The organism is Paenibacillus sp. MDMC362 (assembly GCF_003269305.1).
Lineage (GTDB): Bacteria > Bacillota > Bacilli > Paenibacillales > Paenibacillaceae > Paenibacillus_AQ.
Map to the genome: position 1 here is coordinate 100,876 of NZ_QLYT01000016.1, position 18,005 is coordinate 118,880.

Sequence of the window (18,005 nt, forward strand, 5' to 3'; positions counted from 1 at the left end):
CTCTTGATTACAGCAGAAACATCGCTACTACAGTAGTAGCAGCCAGACCCATCAGCACCGGCTTCAAATTTCGCCTTGCCAGCTCGAATGGGCTGACTCCGCAGATGGCTGCAGCCGGAATCAGCGCCCACGGAATGAGCGTGCCGCCGCCTACCCAGATGGCGGCAACCTGCCCAAGCGCCGTCAGGGTAGCCGCACCTGAACCGATAGCCGTAGCAAACAGCTGCGCGATCGATCCGGCTAACGAGATACCGGAGAAACCCGAACCGTCCAGACCCGTAATGGCACCGGTGATCGTCAACGTCACCGAGCCTACCGCGCCGTTCAGCGGCACCGCATTCGCTAGGGCAACTCCCAGGTCGTTCACGATGCCATGGGATGCTTCCGGAAGTACTTTACCGAACAAATCGGTAAATGCCGCATCCCCCAAATAGAAGAACGCCGCGATAGGAATGACGGGACCGAATACCTTGAATCCAAACATGAATCCCTCGATCAAATAAGAGGTGACCTTCTCCAATCCCCGGTTACGATGAGCTACCAGGGCAATGACACTGAGGATCAGGACGGCTGTGCCGCCGACCAAGGCCGTTGCATCTCCGCCCTGCAGCTTTAGGATGAACATGGCGGCAACATCTGCTGCGAACAACAGCAGAATAACGATAGCCAACCATTTTTTCATAGCCGGGGATATCGCCGCAACAGCCTCATCCTCTTCGGTACGCGCGGTGAGCGTGTCACCCGTGCTTTTAATGGTTACCAGTCCATCTCTCCAGCTTCCGTTCCGCTGATCTCTGCGCATCATCCAGAATGCCGCCACGGTTGTCACAAGTCCCATCACGATCACAAGCGGCACACTGGCAGCCATGACACTGGATACAGGCAATCCAGCCGCATCCGCGGTTAATTTGGGCGCCCCCTGGATAATATAATCGCCCGATAACGCAATACCGTGCCCGAACAGATTCATTGCCACCGCTGCACCGAGGGCCGGCAAACCCACACGAATAGCCACAGGCAGCAGGACCGCCCCAATTAACGCAACTGCCGGTGACGGCCAGAAGAAAAAGGACGTTACCATCATAATGATTCCGATGCCCCAGTAAGCCATCGCGGGAGTGCGCAGAAAACGGGTTAGCGGGGCCACCATCGTCTCGTTGATCCCCGTCTTGATCAAGACCCGGCTCATCGCCACGATGATGGATATAATCATGATGGTGCCCATCAGCTCTTTGGTCGCATAGATGAATGAATGAAACACGCCGGAGACCGAGCCGCTCAGCGTTTCCGTTGCCAGAAGGCCAAGCGCAAATATTCCGGTAATACAAACAAGCGCCGTATCGCGCCGCCGAATCAACAGTGTCATGATCAGGACGATAAACGCCAGATACACCCAGTGAATCGCGGTTAAATGAATCCCCATATGCAGTCACGCCCTTTCCCAGGCAGCAGGTTTGATGTGACTACATCTTATGCATGGGCCTGGGCAAAGGTTAATTTGGGATCGTACAATGGGTTACCTTCCGTTCAGAAACACGAACCTCTGGATTTCCAACGTCACCTCCAATTCGGTATAGTAAGTACATGAAGTAGTTTAGGAGTTCAAAGGAGCTGGAACCGTGTATACCATCCTGATTGTGGAAGACGATGAACGAATCGCGGATAAATTAAAATCGGCTATTTCCAAATATGATTTCAACGTGCGCATCACCGAGGACTTCAGCCGCGTAATGGACATTTTTGCGGATACGAAGCCGGATCTGGTTCTGCTGGACGTCAATCTGCCGAAATTCGATGGGTTCTATTGGTGCAGGCAAATTCGTACCCAATCACACTGCCCGATCATCTTCATCTCGGCGCGAGACAGCGGCATGGATCAGATTATGGCCTTGGAAAACGGGGCGGACGATTATATTACGAAGCCGTTTGACATGGAGCTTGTTCTGGCAAAAATCCGCAGCCACCTGCGCCGCGCGGTCGGTGCCTATGCCTCCGGTCAGGAGGATGAGCATACCATCGAAAGCGCCGGTCTCGTCATCTATCCGGAGCGATTCGTTGTGACCTACGGAGACGAGTCAGCCGAGCTTACCCAAAAGGAAACAGCCCTGCTGGCGATGCTGATGGAAAAAGACGGCCGTGTGGTCAGCCGCGAGCGGCTGCTGGACCTGATGTGGGAAGATCAGCACTTCATTGATGACAATACGTTAAATGTTTATATTACAAGGGTTCGTCGCAAGCTTCGTGAGCTGGGCGCCGGAGATCTTATCGAAACCGTCCGGGGAGCAGGCTACCGGTTCATGACAGGCAGGGAGTCCCCATAATGAAACTTTTCTTGCGGGAGCATCTCCCGCTCATGCTGTTTTTTACCGTTCAAATGCTGCTTGTCCCCCTGCTGTACTGGCTTACCGGTGAAGGCAGACCCTTTACTGTCGTACTATACGGTGTGCTGTTAAGCAGTGTCGTGCTGCTTCTCTATCTTGCATACCGGTATCTTTCCCATCGCACGATGTATCGAGAGCTTTCTTCCGAGGAGCTTTCGGGGGAAGAATTCTTAAGTCCTCCCCTGGGCGAAGCGCCGCTACCGGAAGCGATACACGAGCGGATCGGCCATTACGAACGCTTATACCGCGAACAGCTGCATCGACATCAAAGCCAAACCGACCAGCATCTCGCTTTCGTTAATCGCTGGGTACATCAGATGAAGACCCCGCTATCGGTCATTCAGCTAACGCTCGATGAAGTCGAGGAAGCACCCGCCGGACATATTCGGGAAGAGCTTGAGCGGATTCGCAAAGGCCTCGAAATGGTGCTATATACCGCACGCCTGGACCGGTTCGAACAGGATTTCGCAGTAGAAGCCATCGAACTCCGTGCCGCGGTAAGCGAATCCGTGGTCGAGAACCGCAAGCTGTTCATTCGTAAGGGGATTACGCCGGTGTTCCATATCGATGACCGGATCTCCGTTTATACGGACGCCAAATGGTTTCGATTTATGCTGGGTCAGATTCTGACGAACGCCGTGAACTACTCGGGCAGCCCCGGCAAGCAGATTCAATTAACCGCAGAAGCAGCGGGGAAACACATCAAACTCCATATCCGCGATGAGGGGATCGGCATTGCACCGGAGGACATCAACCGGGTGTTCCATCCCTACTTTACCGGAGAGCGCGGCCGGCAATATTATGAATCCACCGGCATGGGCCTGTATCTTGTCCGTGAAATCGCCCATAAGCTGGATCACTCCGTTGAGTTGGAATCCACGTTGGGCGAGGGAACCACCGTTACCCTGACGCTGCTCAGAGCCGAAAACCAAGACACATCTGGACCTTAGGTGTGTCTTCTTTGTATCGGGGGAATGAACACAAACTTTACCCGATGACTTCAAGATACGAACAGAATATACGAACATAACCTTATGGTAGTTGTAAGCTCCGTTTCACCTAAATCCATAGCAGGGTCAGGTCAGTATACGATAGAGTGAGGATACACTAATAAGGTATACAGAAAGGAGCTTATCGGTTTATGGATATTCTTGAAGTAAAAGCGTTAAACAAAGTATATGCGGGCAAAGTGGCGACACAAGCTCTTACCGATATTCATCTCACCATCAAAGAAGGAGAATTCGTCGGCATCATGGGCCCTTCGGGCAGCGGCAAAACCACTCTGCTGAACATGGTATCCACCATTGATCGTCCAAGCTCAGGCGAGGTCAAGATCGGGGGCAAAAATCCTTACACCATGAAAAAAAGCGAGCTTGCCCACTTCCGCCGCAGACAGCTCGGCTTTGTGTTTCAAGATTTCAACCTGCTCGATACGTTAACCGTTGCCGAGAATATCGTGCTTCCGCTTACGCTGGACCGCCGTCCGCTCAAGGACATGGAGTCGCTGCTGGAGCAAACCGCTTCACGGCTTGGCATCCGCGAAATTCTGAATAAACGCGTGTACGAGATTTCGGGAGGTCAACGACAGCGAACCGCGATTGCCAGGGCTATCATCAGCGCGCCCCTGTTACTGCTTGCGGATGAGCCTACAGGCGCACTCGATTCCAACTCCTCACGAATCGTGATGGAGTCGTTAGCCGAGATTAATGAGCGGGATCGTACCACATTAATGCTGGTTACGCATGATCCTCTCGCCGCAAGCTATTGCAACCGCATCGTGTTTATTAAAGACGGCAAGCTTGCCGCCGAAATTCACCGCGGCGAGAACCGGCAGGCCTTTTTCCAAAAAATCATCGATACGCTATCGTTCTGGGGAGGGAATACAAGTGAGCTTTCCTCAATTCGCGTTTAACAACGTCCGGCGCAACACACGTCAATATTTCGCTTATCTGCTTAGCAGCTCGTTCATGGTGATGATCTTCTTTACGTATGCGGTATTCATCTATCATCCGGCCATCGAGAATTCGCCTATGGGTGCGATGACGCGTACGGGAATGACGATTGCCACGGTCATCGTCTACGTGTTTGCGTTCTTATTCGTGCTGTATTCGATCAGCGTCTTTCTGAAGTCGCGGAACCGGGAGTTCGGTATTCTGACCATCCTCGGAGCTGAAGCCAAACAGATCAATTGGCTGATCTTCCTGGAGAACATTCTCATTGGCGCGATTGCCATCGTAACGGGCATCGCCAGCGGAATGCTGTTATCCAAGGTGTTCCTGCTCATCAGCACCAAAGTCATCGATATGGACGAGCTGCCGTTCTATTGGCCGGTCAAAGCGATGCTGCTGACCGCCGGTGCGTTCGCTGCGCTGTTTCTCTTCATTTCGCTCTTTACCTTGTTATTTATCCGGAAGAATCAAGTTCTGGAGCTTCTCAAAGGCACCAGCAAACCGAAAACCGAGCCAAAAGCCAATCTGTTCCTGGCCCTCTTAGGCGTTGTGCTGCTTACCATCGGCTTTACCGTCCTCCGTGTCAAAGAGTTAGACCCAGCGGGATTGATAATCGCTGCGGTAACCGGAATTATGGGCACGTATTTCTTCTACTCCCAGCTATCCGTGTGGATTGTCCGGATGCTGCAGAGAAATCGCAGGACCACCTGGAAAGGAACAAATCTGCTGTGGATTTCCGAAATGAGTTACAAGATTAAGGATAATGCCCGCATGCTGTTTCTGGTCACGGTTGTGGTGGCGCTGGCTTCCATGAGCACCGGTTTCGTACTGGCTATGCAGCAATCGATCAGATCGGTGTATTTGGATAACCCGTACGCGCTTAGCTACACCTACTATAACAATGCCGACGAGACTAAGGCGCAGGAAGAATTGGCCCTGATTGAAAATCGTCTGCATACAGAAGGGCTGGAGTATAAACGGGCGGAGGTCGAAACCATCTACTATCGCTTGTCCGCGAATGGAGAGGACTCCTTACACATCATGCCGCAATCCCAATATGACCGTTTGGCTGCTGTAATGAATACCAAGCCGGCCGGGACATTCGGCGAGAATGAAGCCTTGTTGGCGGAAACCCCGAATGCAGCGAAGAAAAGTAAGGGGAAGCTAACGGAAGCGGATATCAAATTATCCGGTCAACCCTACTCTTTCAGCTTGGAGAACCGCACAGACAAGATTGCGGCTTTGGTATATAGCGGCAGATTGCTGGTCGTTACGGACAACATGTTTGAAGAGCTAAAGGGAGAGAACAAAGCAGATGGAATCAGTGTGAATCATACGTATCCGTTTATTCTTCCCGATTCCCAAGGCCTCCCCCAGAAGGATGATCCTGAAACCAAGCTCGGCCTGGAGCTGTCGGAATGGAACGGAAGTGCAATCAATGAAGGTTATATAGAATCCAGAGCGGAGAGCTATTACGTCAATAAACAAGGATTTTCGTTATTCAGCTTTATCGGGGTGTTTGTCGCCTTGATCTTCTCGATCTCATCCGCAAGCTTCCTGTATTTCAAGCTGCATACGGAGCTCTCGGCTGACCAGGCGATGTACCGTTCCCTGTCCAAGATCGGACTCAGCGCCCGGGAGATGAACATCTCCGCAACGATTCAGATTGCCGTGCTGTTCTTTATCCCCATTCTGGTTGCAGCCCTTCAGTCCTTAGTCGTGCTCGGCCCGGTTCTTGCATACCTGGATGCTCCATTTGTAAGCGGACCTGCATTATTGGCATCATCGGCATTCTTGGCCGCCCAAATGATTTATTTCCTAATCGCCAGAGCACGTTATATTAAATCCGTTAATGGGATGATGGTGTGAGCATGCATATAGAACAACAAGACACAGTGGCTCAGCATCGGCCTGCCATAGGAAAGGGACGCTTGCACTTTGTAGACCAGTTCAGGGGGTTTGCCCTGCTTGGCCTCCCGTTTGTTAACGTATTGGCGCTTTGGCTCATCGCCACGCCGGAAACCGCAGCGGATTTTTGGCTGCAGCGAGGGCTTAACTTTTTCGTGGAAGCCCGATTCTATACCATCTTCACGTTCCTGTTCGGACTTGGGTTCTACATGTTTCTATCCCGAAGCGCTTTATCAACAGGAAAACCAAGACTTCGGCTGTACATTCGCCGATTAGTGATTTTGGTGCTGATCGGGTTCATACATCAGCAGTATCAATCGGGAGAGGCCTTGTTCCATTACGCGATTGTCGGTCTGCTTGCGGTTCCTCTCTATTGGGCTCCGCGGAGGATTAATCTTCTCATCGGGTTGGCGGGGTTTACGATTGCGGCAATCATGGGAGTTAAGCTGCTGACTATCCCATTCCTGATCCTGTTAGGGTTGGCCGCAGGCCAATATCGATTACTTGATGCGATCAACAAGGGATTAAGACTACGCTCGATGCGCATGATTTGGATATCGTCTCTGTTAGGAACGATTTTGGCCATCGGCGCCATGTGGTGGGTAGCGCCTTCCGAGCCGATGTCACCGTTTCTATTCAAGGTAGAAGGCGAAACTCCATCACCGACCATGGAAGCGGCCTTCACTCTGGCACATATTGGGATAGCGTCGGGCCCTCTCGTGTCCGTATTTTATCTAAGCTCGCTCCTAATGCTTGGGCGTACTCGCATCGGCGCGAAAATGCTGTATCCGTTGCAGGCATATGGGCGAATGGCGCTTACCAACTACATTGGGCAGACCGTCTTTCTGGTAGGGATACAGCGGTTGATCCTAGATGCCTCACCTACAACGTATGTCGTATCGACGCTCGTTTCCTTTGGGATTGTGGTCTTCCAGATCTTAGCCAGCAACCTGTGGATCCGTTGGTTTCAATACGGACCCCTCGAATGGTTGTGGAGATGCGGCACCTATTGGGCGATCGTACCGATTCGCAAAAAAGCAGGAGACCTATAGGTCTACTGCTTTTTTTGTTTTTCGCCCCATTACCATGTAAACGCCAAATGTCAGTGTCCATATAAACACCGGACCTGAGGTGATCGGATAGATGATAACGCTGAGTTTTGGAAGCAGCAGTGCTGCCGGTATGCCAAGCGCTCCCCACAATCCTGCTGCTATGCCTATCCATGCCATGGCAGGCTTCACAGTTTCTTCAGAAAGCAGCGCAATGCTAAGCAGGCTTATTCCGATCCAGGCCAGCATCATGGCAAAATCCCCGGCCATAATACCGAACGCAAATAACCCGACGCCCAATGCAGCCGTTCCCGGGTCTTGAACCGAGCCCCATTCCTCGGCCAGCAAGGGGAGAACGGTTAACTCCATCGCAAGTACGATTACCCATATCGTCATCGCGGCAATGAACAATCGGGCAGCCATCATCGAAGCCGGGCGTCTACCGGCCATGGTTTCCCCGAGTGACAGTCCTCCAAGCCATAATAATATCGCCGTCAGCATCAGGCTGTGATCCCATTGCCAATAGGTCAGCATATCCGGAATCATCGAAATAACATGATGACCTGTCCAGGGATCCGTAGCCGGCGGGTGCATAAGTGTAGCTGTAACAAACAGCGCTCCGCCCAATAAAATACTGATGCCTGCATAACGGCTAACTCGCGTATTCGCCTTCCATTTACTCATGAGGGATCCCCACCTTCTGCTTCGTCGTCTATTTATCCTTATACTTCCCGTTCCGTATTGAAACTAGAAGTTTGAGATTTCCCGGCGATTTTGGTGAAGTGTGCCCCGCTATCGCATCCTCCGCTCCAGGTGCCTGATCTCCTGCTCGATGACCGTCAATCCTGCATCAATTCGGGGTATCTCCACCCCGATCATACATAAGCGGATCCTGTCATTTCGCTGATTGTCCGGCAGCAGATGCAAATCCACATTCGTAACCGAAACCTCTCTCTGCTTCAGGCGATCCTGCAGTACTGATGCCTTTACGTACTTCGGCAGACGAAGGGTGATGAACACGCCGGAGGAAGGACAAGTATAGGGAATGCCGCTGCCGAAGACACGGGCACAGGCCTCGGTGGCATATCGCATCTTCTCCCGATAATGGGCCCGGATTTTGGCAACATGGCGCCTGTACATTCCACTCTTTATGTAAATTTCAAGCGCGCCTTGGGAGAGGATCGGAGATGAAATATCCGCAGCGTTCTTATACGTAATGAACAAATTCAGCAAGAGCTCGGGCAGAATAACGGCGCCCATTCGAATGCCGGGCAGAATCGTTTTCGAGAAGCTTTTGACATAGATGACATGACTTGACGGATCCAGTGCGTACAAAGGGTCGGCCTTCGCATCCTCCTCCAGATCCGCCAGATAATCGTCTTCCACAATATAGACATCGTACTGACGGGCAAGCTCCGCAATACGTGTCTTCTGCTCCGGCGAATACGAGGTGCCTAGCGGGTTGAGAAACCTCGGCACCGTATAGAAGAATTTGATCTGCCCACTGCGAAAATGAGACTCTAACACCTCCAAATCGATACCCTGCTCATCGCGCTGGATTCCGATCACCGGACAGCCTGCCACGCGCGCCGCCGCCAAGAAACCGAAATACGTCGGCTGTTCTACCAGCACCGCCTGCCCCTTGTATGGAAAAGGCATGCGCGTCAGGATCGAGAAGGCCTGCTGCGCCCCAGTGACTACAGCGATTTGATCGGGTTTCGCAAAGATCTGCTGCGCGTGGAAATACCTGCTCAGCTCGTTCCTTAACGAGAATATCCCCTGTGGGTCGGTGTAACCGAAGAGCTCCTCCTTGTATACGGAAATGGCTTTACGAAGGCAATGCTCCATCTCCTGAAACGGCAAAAAATCGCCTCGGGGTGTCGTTGAGGCGAAATCAATCGGCTCGCTTTCCATTCGCGCCGAAGTCCGGTTGTTCCCTTCAACAAGGTAGTACCCGCTCTTGGCTACCGGGTAAATGACATCCTCGCGTTCCAAGGTCTGATATGCACGAACGACCGTGTTGGGACTGCAGGAGAACATTTTGGCCACGGCCCGGACCGAAGGCAGCTTATGGCCCGATCGGATATGCCCCCCTTCCACTTCCCGGATCATATACGCAACAATTTGCTCGTGCTTCGTATCCATCCCGCTCATCCCCCTGTATTGATACAGTTAATATAAATTGTCCTTTAATTCTCCCACCCCGTGATTAAAATTAGCTTATTCCATGACATAGCGGAAGTAAAGACATACGAAGGAGCTGAAGACTGTAGGGATGAAAAAAGATCGGGGTTATGCGTGGATCATTCTGTGTTATCTATGGGCACTTGGTTTTGCAGCGGCAATCAGCCGGTTTGTCATGTCTTATTATCAGCACGAAATGGCACGGGATTTGGACGTGGACCTGACCTTTATCAGCTTCACTTGGTCTTTCAACATTGCCATCGCCGCTATCTGTTCTCCTCTCGGCGGGTGGTTAACCGACAAATACGGCCCTAAAAAAATGATGCTCCTGAACGCCCTGTTTGGCGTGCTGTCCATGCTGACCGTCCTTACGCTGCATCATCCGGCGGGATTTTTCATGGGACTCGGGCTGCTCTCCGGCCTATCCGGAATGGCCGCCAGTACAGGTTATGTCGTGGTTACAAGCTGGTTCAGCCGGCATAAAGCGAAGGCACTGATGATCATGACCAGCGCGAGCTCCCTCGGACTGGCCATTCTGACGCCTCTATTTGTCAGCAACCGGGGGTGGCTTGACTGGACAACGGCATTCACCATCACCTTATGGATTACGCTCATATCCATACCGCTCACTCTCCTTATCCTGAAAGAACGCCAATTAGGTCAGCACAGAGAGGAACCCGCTGTTTCGGAATCACCTCCATCAACGGTAAAGCTGCCCTTCCTCTCGATCGCCAGGGAGATGGTAACCAACCGCACGGTGCTCCTGGTGATCTTCGCCTTGTTCACTTGCGGCTTCAGCATGGGAACGGTAGAAATGCACCTGATGGCCATCCACCGACATGATCATGTCTCCTCGGTGATGTTTACGTCCTCACTGAGCGTTCTCGGCCTGCTTGAGTTGGCAGGCGGGCTGCTGTTTGCCTTGCTCCTGGACCGGATGTCGAGAAGTTTGGGCCTGTCCTTCCTGTACTTATTCCGAATTCTGGCTTTTACGATGCTGTTTCTCCATTTCAGTATCTCTCCGATCGTCTTCTCGGTCATCTTCGGAGCCAGCTATTTAGGGGCCATCCCCGGTGGCATGTTGGTAGCTAGCGAAGCTATGGGCAATCGCTCCGTTGGATTGCAGACAGGAACGCTGCTTATTCTCCATCAGGCGGGAGCCGTTCTCGGTTCCTTCGCCGGCGGATTCCTGTTTGACCTCACGAACAGCTACCAATGGCTGATCGGCCTCAACCTGATGTTCAGCGCTTTGTCGGCTATAGGCTACTATCAAATTCATCGTGCATCGACTCGAAGACGCTCCGTCCCGGGTCAGTCGGCGGCCGAGGTATAATAAAATTTCTATGGGGATGTGTTATTGATGAAAATGGCTTTTATTTTGTTCCATGGGATGACATCCCTGGACCTTATCGGCTTCACCGAAGTGCTGACCAGGCTCTCCCGCATTCGCCAAGACCTGGAAATTTCCTGGGATTACTGTGCGATGAGCCCGCAAATTACGGATGATCGCGGACTGGAGTATGTCATACCCAAGGTAAGACCGAATTTATCGGAATATGACCTGGTCTTTGTCCCTGGCGGCTTCACCACGAGGGAGCTCAGGTTTGACCCCGATGTACTGGCCTGGCTGCGGACAGGCCGGGAAGCAAAACATCTCGTATCCGTATGCACCGGATCACTGCTGCTTGGCGCAGCCGGGTTGCTGGAGGGCAAGCGGGCTACCTCCAATAGTTCGGCTTACGAACTTTTGGCACCCTACTGCAAGGAAGTCGTTCATGCACGCATTGTACAGGATGGTTGCCTCTTTACGGGCAGCGGGGTTTCTTCGTCCATCGATCTGGGCCTGTACGTACTGGAGAGGTTATCCGATGCAGCTACCGCGGAACAAGTGAAGTCGGATATGAGCTATCCGTATTACCAGACGGGAACCTCATCCTCGGTCTATCATGCCAAGATGGGGGTATAGGCTCCGGACAAGGCTGGGAACTGGTCCGCTTTCCCTGTTTCGGGGAGCCTGATGGGTTCTTAGAAGTCCTGATCTCTCAAGCATATGCACGCAGCCGATCATCAATTAGACCCAGCAGCCATTCTCTTTCTCCAGGGACATCCTCTCTCAGCCTGGCTGCCGCCACAGGCAGCATCCAGCGGTCGATATCCTCCAGCTTCGCATGAGATAAGCGGCAATATTCATTCAGATATACTTTATTCCACAGGACACGGGCCATCCGGAGTGGTATAACCATAAGGCTCGACTGTTCATGCGGAGTAAAAGGCGATTGAAACATCAACGACGTTCTGGCGACGTCGCATAAAGGGTCGCCAATCGTGGCGTTATTCCAATCGATCGCCCGGCATCCGCTCTCCGTCACGATCACATTGTCCGGGTGGAAGTCGCCATGACAGATGGAGTCCCCCTTTGGAAAAGAGTCCAGTATCTTGCATATAGCCTGCGCCTTTCCTTGCAGGATGCAGCTTGCATCAAGAATTGCATGCTCCAGCCTTTCTTTTTGCGACGGCAGCAAGGTTGTTGTGCAGCCATGCATCGCATGCTGGAGCCGTGCCATCTCACGGGCGCACTTCATTAGCTGAAGCGGTGACGATTGAACCTGATGCAGCATCGACGGTCCTGTAATCCGTTCATACACCAGCCCTGTTCGTCCCTCGATATCCACCATGTCAAAGACGGCAGGGGTAGGCACGCCCGCTTCCGCAACGATGCGGCCCATCTCCGCCTCATATGTCACCCATTCCGTCCGGTACCCTTCATAATACAGCTTTAATGCCTGAGATTCTCCCCATTCATACACCTCGGCGCTCCTGCCTTTTCCGATCTGCGTACCCTTCTTCAAAGCAATCCTCCGCTTTCTCTACTTCAGCTGAATTTTGATTTCGAACGCATCACCAACCGCAGAACCCAGCCTGGCTTCTGAATCCGGCAGTTATGAAATGCGATATCTTCCATTCCCCGTTCACCTTGATCGTCAGGAAACGCAGCTGGGTCGGGGTCGGTCCCGCATGCGCACCGTTCATCATCCTTATCTCCTTTCTTGTTCTTAAGCGGGATCACGAATCTTTTTAACACATTGTACGATAATCCGGTCGAAATGAATTCCCGCCCTAGGATGAAAACGGACTCCGTCTTGGGACCGAGTGCTTCCTTCAGATCCGGCAAGTTGCGTTCTTTACGTAAGCAGGAGCGCGAGATATGATATCGTTATCCACGAGAGACCGAATCGTAAAGGAGGTGGCAAACTGCATGATGAAGATCAGCGCTTTTGCCAAGGTCAGCGGCATTTCCATCAAAACATTGCGATATTATGATGAGCTGGGCCTATTGAAGCCGGCCCATGTTGATGAGCAAAGCGGATACCGTTATTATTCCGAGGAGCAGCTTCTGACCGTCAAGCGGATTGCCGCCTACAAAGAACAGGGGTTTACCTTGGAACAGCTCAAACCTTTTTTTGAAGAGGATATAGGAACCGATGTCTTTAAGAACAAACTTGCCGATAAAATGACGGAGCTTCAGCATGCGATGCAGACCCTCCAGCTGCAGCTGAATGAGGTCAACAGCAGGTTGTCTCGCCTGGAGCCTACCGAAGCCGGTGATCCGGCAGGCCCCATCCAGATCCGGGATGTCCCATCCCAACGGGTCGTTTCCATTCGCGACCAAGTCCCCCGCAGCCAGCTATGTCTCCTGCTTGATGAAATTACGAAATATGCTGCCTCGTATGGAGAAGAGGAAGCCAGGCAGCTAACCATTCTTTGGCATGACCACGGCAGCGGGAATGCCGACATCGCCGACATCGAAGTCGCAGTCCCCATAACTAGGGACATACCTGCTAATGGACGCGTTCGCGTGGACTTTCTGCCGCAGCTAAAATCTGCCGCATCTCTCGTACATCGTTGTGATCCGTACGTCTATACCTGCCCCGTCGTACCCGAGCTCAAGGCATGGATTTCGTCCCAAGGCCTCGTTCAGTCGGAATCGGAGCCGATCCGCGAGATCTATCTCACCTCGGATAAAGATATCTACGGCAAGAAGCGCCCTGCTGAATTAATTATCCCCTTGCAAAGCTAAAGCGGAGTAACTTTTCCTTGCCGTGATAGGCTGTCGAAACGAACCTCGGCCCCGTCTCCAACTCGTACTTGCAGAAGCAGTAACCCCGTATGTCCTGTTTGTTCATGAAAAACGCTAGAATAATTCTAAACCGCCCTCTTGACTCTCCCCTTAACAGGAGAGTGTACAGTAAAGTTAAATCGAACAAGAGGAGTGGGATTTCATGAAACGATTGGAAGACAAAATCGCATTGGTTACAGGCGGAAGCCGGGGCATCGGCAAAGGAATCGCGCTTCGGTTAGCGGAAGAAGGGGCACTGGTCGCTGTTCATTACGGAACCCGCCGGGATGCAGCGGAGGAGGTTGTCCAGACCATACAAGATCAGGGTGGGCGAGCTGTCGCTTTAGGTGCCAAACTGGAATCGGTAGACGGCGCAAAAGGGCTTATTCATTCGCTGGAGGAGGAGCTGCTTCGAATTACGGGGGACAACCGTTTCGATATTCTGGTGAATAACGCAGGCATCGGAACCTCCAATACCTTTGAAGAGACGACCGAGGAAAGCTTCGATGAGCTGCTTGCCGTCAATGTAAAAGCACCGTTCTTCCTGGTGCAACAGGCCCTGCCGCTCCTGCGTGACGGCGGTCGCATCGTCAACATTTCCTCCGGCGTTACGCGGATCGCCTACCCGCATATTATGGCGTACAACATCACCAAGGGGGCCATCAATACGTTTACCTTGCATCTTGCCAAGCTGCTGGGCCCGCACGGAATTACGGTGAACGCGGTGCTACCAGGGATCGTGGACACCGATGTGAACGCATCTTGGCTGCATACGTCGGAAGGACAGCAGCATGCTGCGGAGATGTCCGCGCTTGGCCGAATCGGACAGCCGTCCGATATTGCGGATGTCGTAGCGTTTCTGGCATCAAGCGACGGGCGCTGGGTCACGGGGCAGATGGTCGATGCAACCGGCGGTTCTCATCTGTAACGATGGCTGGCATCATATCCTCCGAAGTTTATACTTTCTGATATCTTAACAAAGAAGCGATCCGTGCCTGGCATCAACGCCAAGCAGGATCGCTCTTTTCCTTGTATCTGTGATTTAGTTGGATTAGCCCGTCCGCACAACCGACTTCCGCTCCGGATCCCAGCGCCATGACGGATCCTTCCCCCGCACATGCAAGCCTCCTACCCATTTATCGATCGTTCCGGAGCAGGCATAGTCGGTCTTCCCGGTTAATACCTCACGCCCCAGGCTCGTTACTTGCAGCAGCCGATCTTGGAAATGGGGTACAGCCCGTTTGAAGTCGGGAAACGGTGCTGTACCATCGATAACCAGCAACGAATCCGGACCCTCCGTCATCTTCGCCAGGTAATACCAGAACTCCAGATCTCCCATTCCGAGTGTATGGAGCTTATCACCTACCTCTCGGAACAACTCATACGGCTTATGGATTCCGCCCGCTACAGCCTCTAACGCGGTCTGTTCGATGATCCCGAGTCCATTGTGCATAGAGGGCAGCCGCGCCAGATGGGCTTCGAATGCAGCCCCAGCAAAAGGCAGTGCCGAGGAATCAACCTCCAGCATGCGCTGTTGTCTCTCCGGCAGATCCGAGGTATAGCCTTCCCACAACATGCTGCCCAGCCTAAGCTCTTCTTCTCCAATCGTGTGCCATGTGCCCGATAAAGTCTCGAGCTGCTCCGTGCTAAGCTGCCCCAGCCCGCGAAAAAGCTCGATGCCCGGGTAGGCGCCAATGCACAGCAGACTCAGCTTCGTTTTTCCCAATGACTGTTCCTTAAACCAACGCAGCAAATAGGCCAGCATGGTCTGGTCAAACAGATCATGCTCAAACCAGAGCACGATTTCATCATAATTCCGAAAATCCTGCAGCTTCCTCTCCTGCGACTCGCAGGTCTCGATGTATTCCTTCTGCGGAATCCCGAGCGTTTGCTCCAAATACCGAGCTCTCGTTCTCCGATGATCCGGCTCGTCCATCTTCGTGTAGACCGGGCCAAACGTATAGAGCTCCCTCCACACCAGAATATCTCCTTGAATGTTTCCTTGCTTCAGCTTATCCCCTACCGAATCCCCGTTAACGATATGCAGCATACGTTTTCCTCCCTCATACAGATCGGTGAACACCGATACAAAGTCGGCTACGTGCAGCGTGTTCTTCAGCTTCCGTCGGGCATCAAAGAGTCGCTTCTTCAAAGCCGCCAGGGATATATCCAAGTATTGCGAGATCTCCCGCAGGCTGTAGCCTTGAAAATAATAGAGCTGGACCGCAATCCGCATGCTTGATGGCAAATCCGCAATCGTGGCATGCAGCTGGCGAATCATCTCTCTCTTTTCCACGACAAACTCCAAGCTTCGCTGGTCGCCAGCCGGCAATTCCATCTCATGCAGCGATAACGTCTGAAATTGCTTGCGGCGCATGTCTCTGTAGCACTGCCGCTCCACAATCACTTTGAACCATCCGGGAAAACGCCGGGGATCCTGCAGCTTGTGCAGATTCGCAAAGGCCTCCGTAAAGGCCTCCTGCACGGCATCTTCCGCCAAATAAGAATCCTGCAATTTATCGTAGGCCACGGCCAGCGCCATGCCGGTAAAATGCCGGACCAAGCTTCCTTGTGCCTCCGCACTGCCCTGACGAGCTTCCTCAATCCACTGGAACACGTTCACTAAAACCTCCCTTCACGGTGTCTCTATCCCTTAAGTGCCGATCTGAATGAAAAAGGTTACCTCTCTTCAGGAACTCTGCACCGGATGGATGATATATCGAAAATTCTCCATCGCCTTCGCCGGCGCCTCCCAGGCACGGTTCAGACCATCCGATTCCTCTTGACATTCACCTAACACCTGTGTGATGATACTCACCAAATCATCTTGTTCTCTCTTTACATCCGAAAAGAGCTGGGTTAGATGAATTTAAGAACAACATACCACACGGCTATGAGAAGAAATAGTAGCTTATCTCTCGAGGTCCAAGCGAACCGGCGAATGGTGCGAGGCCCGGTACCCCGGAATAAGTGAATGGATCTTCTCGCTTCAACCCGAACCTTTCGGCTGTGCCGGAGCAGTAGGCCTTGACGGTTCTCCACCGTTATTATGGAGATATGGCAGGAATAATGGTTCTTTTCCCCATTTCCACGTCATGCTAAAGCGCGACTGTACAGTCGAATTTGGGTGGTACCGCGAAGATTACACTTCGTCCCATAGAGGGATGAGGTGTTTTTGTGTTGTTCGTAAACCATTAGGAGGTGTTTTTATGCAACGATTATTGTCAGGCATCAAGCCGAGCGGAGATTTGAATATCGGCGGGTATGGAGGTGCTCTTCGTCAATACGTGAAGCTGCAGCATGAGTATGAATCGTATTTCTTCGTGCCGGATCTGCACGCGGTAACCGTCTATCAGGATCCCAAGGAGCTGCACCAGCGCACGCGGGACATTGCCGCTCTGTACATTGCGTCGGGCATTGACCCCGATAAAGCGACGATCTTTCTGCAATCCCAGGTCCCCGCGCATGTAGAGCTCGGGTGGTTGCTGGAGACGCAGGCGCATTTCGGTGAATTAAAACGAATGACCCAATTCAAAGAGAAATCCGAAGGTCAAGAAACGGTAAGCTCGGCGCTCTTCACGTATCCCGTCCTGATGGCTGCCGATGTGCTGCTCTATCAGGCAACGCATGTGCCTGTCGGCGACGACCAGAAGCAGCATCTGGAACTGACCCGCGATGTGGCCGAACGCTTCAACAACCGGTATGGCAGCACGTTTACGGTGCCTGAACCGATCATTCAGGATATTGGCTCCCGCATCATGGGTCTTGACGATCCGTCCAAGAAGATGAGCAAGAGCAATCCGAACAAAAACAGCTGTGTCCACATGATGGATACGCCGGAGGATATCCGCAAGAAATTCTCGAAGGCCGTTACCGACTCAGACGGCGAGGTCCGGCATGACTGGGAGCAGAAGCCGGCGGTCAGCAATCTGATCGAGATTTATTCGGTATTCTCCGAGGAAGCCATCTCCGTCATCGAGAAACGGTATGAAGGCCACGGATACGGCACGTTCAAGAAGGAATTGGCCGAAGTGGTCATCGAGAAACTTCAACCGATCCAGGAGAGGTTCCATCAAATCGTGAATTCCTCCGAACTTGATCGTATCTTGATGGACGGAGCGAAGCGGGCTTCCGAAACCGCTGGCCCAACACTGCTTGCCGCCAAGAAAGCGATGGGATTGGTCACGTTCTGAAAGAACCGAGAGGGCGTCCCTTTAATATCTGCATCCTGCTTCAGGAATCAGATCAAGGGGATGCCCTGCTTATTTTTGCTGCCTTGCCTTTTTGCGTTGTATGCCGAGAGCACGCCGGCTGTCTCTTGCGGATACGCGCGACTCAACACCTTGGCATATGGGGCTTCCTTGAAGCCGTCACATCATAAAGAAAAAAGGAGCTGTGCTGTTCAAACAAGCCCCTG

General features: G+C 52.5%; 16 protein-coding genes and 1 other annotated feature. Of the genes, 10 read left to right on the forward strand and 6 right to left on the reverse strand.

The features are described from left to right. Positions 1 to 7: 7 nt before the first annotated feature. Complete coding sequence (locus DP091_RS08160; protein WP_113057860.1) at positions 8 to 1,423, reverse strand: hypothetical protein; 1,416 nt, start codon at positions 1,421 to 1,423, stop codon at positions 8 to 10. A gap of 196 nt (positions 1,424 to 1,619) precedes the next feature. Between DP091_RS08160 and DP091_RS08165 the strand changes: the two genes are divergently transcribed. The 5 genes from DP091_RS08165 to DP091_RS08185 all read left to right on the forward strand — a co-directional run bounded on the left by DP091_RS08165 (position 1,620) and on the right by DP091_RS08185 (position 7,290). After that, complete coding sequence (locus DP091_RS08165; RefSeq protein WP_113057861.1) at positions 1,620 to 2,321, forward strand: response regulator transcription factor; 702 nt, start codon at positions 1,620 to 1,622, stop codon at positions 2,319 to 2,321. Beyond that, positions 2,321 to 3,331, forward strand: a complete 1,011-nt coding sequence (locus DP091_RS08170) for a sensor histidine kinase (protein WP_113057862.1) — start codon at positions 2,321 to 2,323, stop codon at positions 3,329 to 3,331. The genes DP091_RS08165 and DP091_RS08170 overlap by 1 nt, the downstream gene beginning before the upstream one ends. 191 nt (positions 3,332 to 3,522) lie before the next feature. Further along, positions 3,523 to 4,293, forward strand: a complete 771-nt coding sequence (locus tag DP091_RS08175) for an ABC transporter ATP-binding protein (RefSeq protein ID WP_113057863.1) — start codon at positions 3,523 to 3,525, stop codon at positions 4,291 to 4,293. Next, the gene (locus DP091_RS08180) at positions 4,268 to 6,199 is read left to right on the forward strand and encodes an FtsX-like permease family protein (RefSeq protein ID WP_113057864.1); all 1,932 of its coding nucleotides are present in this window, start codon (positions 4,268 to 4,270) and stop codon (positions 6,197 to 6,199) included. The genes DP091_RS08175 and DP091_RS08180 overlap by 26 nt, the downstream gene beginning before the upstream one ends. A gap of 2 nt (positions 6,200 to 6,201) precedes the next feature. Next, positions 6,202 to 7,290, forward strand: a complete 1,089-nt coding sequence (locus DP091_RS08185; protein ID WP_113057865.1) for a DUF418 domain-containing protein — start codon at positions 6,202 to 6,204, stop codon at positions 7,288 to 7,290. On the opposite strand, the gene DP091_RS08190 is transcribed toward DP091_RS08185, so the two are convergent. Continuing rightward, positions 7,285 to 7,971: a hypothetical protein gene (locus DP091_RS08190; protein ID WP_113057866.1), complete on the reverse strand. Its 687-nt coding sequence runs from the start codon at positions 7,969 to 7,971 to the stop codon at positions 7,285 to 7,287. The two genes, DP091_RS08185 and DP091_RS08190, sit on opposite strands and share 6 nt — an antisense overlap. 108 nt (positions 7,972 to 8,079) lie before the next feature. Next, complete coding sequence (locus tag DP091_RS08195) at positions 8,080 to 9,432, reverse strand: aminotransferase-like domain-containing protein (RefSeq protein ID WP_113057867.1); 1,353 nt, start codon at positions 9,430 to 9,432, stop codon at positions 8,080 to 8,082. A gap of 130 nt (positions 9,433 to 9,562) precedes the next feature. Between DP091_RS08195 and DP091_RS08200 the strand changes: the two genes are divergently transcribed. After that, on the forward strand, positions 9,563 to 10,804 hold the full coding sequence (locus DP091_RS08200) for an MFS transporter (protein WP_113057868.1): 1,242 nt from the start codon (positions 9,563 to 9,565) through the stop codon (positions 10,802 to 10,804). Between the two features lie 27 nt (positions 10,805 to 10,831). Further along, positions 10,832 to 11,437, forward strand: a complete 606-nt coding sequence (locus tag DP091_RS08205) for a DJ-1/PfpI family protein (protein ID WP_113057869.1) — start codon at positions 10,832 to 10,834, stop codon at positions 11,435 to 11,437. A 76-nt stretch (positions 11,438 to 11,513) separates the two neighbouring features. Here the strand turns inward: DP091_RS08205 and DP091_RS08210 are convergent, their stop codons facing one another. Together DP091_RS08210 and DP091_RS31755 are read right to left on the reverse strand one after the other, a co-directional pair. Next, positions 11,514 to 12,320 carry a phosphotransferase family protein gene (locus DP091_RS08210; protein ID WP_113057870.1) on the reverse strand — a complete coding sequence of 269 codons (807 nt, stop codon included), beginning with the start codon at positions 12,318 to 12,320 and terminating at the stop codon, positions 11,514 to 11,516. 49 nt (positions 12,321 to 12,369) lie between these two features. Continuing rightward, on the reverse strand, positions 12,370 to 12,504 hold the full coding sequence (locus DP091_RS31755) for a hypothetical protein (RefSeq protein ID WP_258394435.1): 135 nt from the start codon (positions 12,502 to 12,504) through the stop codon (positions 12,370 to 12,372). A gap of 223 nt (positions 12,505 to 12,727) precedes the next feature. Between DP091_RS31755 and DP091_RS08220 the strand changes: the two genes are divergently transcribed. Together DP091_RS08220 and DP091_RS08225 are read left to right on the forward strand one after the other, a co-directional pair. Next, the gene (locus tag DP091_RS08220) at positions 12,728 to 13,549 is read left to right on the forward strand and encodes a MerR family transcriptional regulator (RefSeq protein WP_258394436.1); all 822 of its coding nucleotides are present in this window, start codon (positions 12,728 to 12,730) and stop codon (positions 13,547 to 13,549) included. Positions 13,550 to 13,751: 202 nt separating this feature from the next. After that, positions 13,752 to 14,516, forward strand: coding sequence for an SDR family oxidoreductase (locus tag DP091_RS08225; protein WP_113057872.1), 765 nt, complete (start codon positions 13,752 to 13,754; stop codon positions 14,514 to 14,516). Between the two features lie 123 nt (positions 14,517 to 14,639). Here DP091_RS08225 and DP091_RS08230 read toward each other — a convergent pair whose 3' ends face one another. Beyond that, complete coding sequence (locus tag DP091_RS08230; protein WP_113057999.1) at positions 14,640 to 16,205, reverse strand: sigma-70 family RNA polymerase sigma factor; 1,566 nt, start codon at positions 16,203 to 16,205, stop codon at positions 14,640 to 14,642. Between the two features lie 267 nt (positions 16,206 to 16,472). Further along, positions 16,473 to 16,748: a binding site (T-box leader), on the forward strand. A 49-nt stretch (positions 16,749 to 16,797) separates the two neighbouring features. Here DP091_RS08230 and trpS point away from each other — a divergent pair. After that, a complete protein-coding gene (trpS, locus tag DP091_RS08235) occupies positions 16,798 to 17,781 on the forward strand; it encodes a tryptophan--tRNA ligase (RefSeq protein ID WP_113057873.1) in 984 nt (327 codons plus the stop codon). Positions 17,782 to 18,005: the final 224 nt, after the last annotated feature.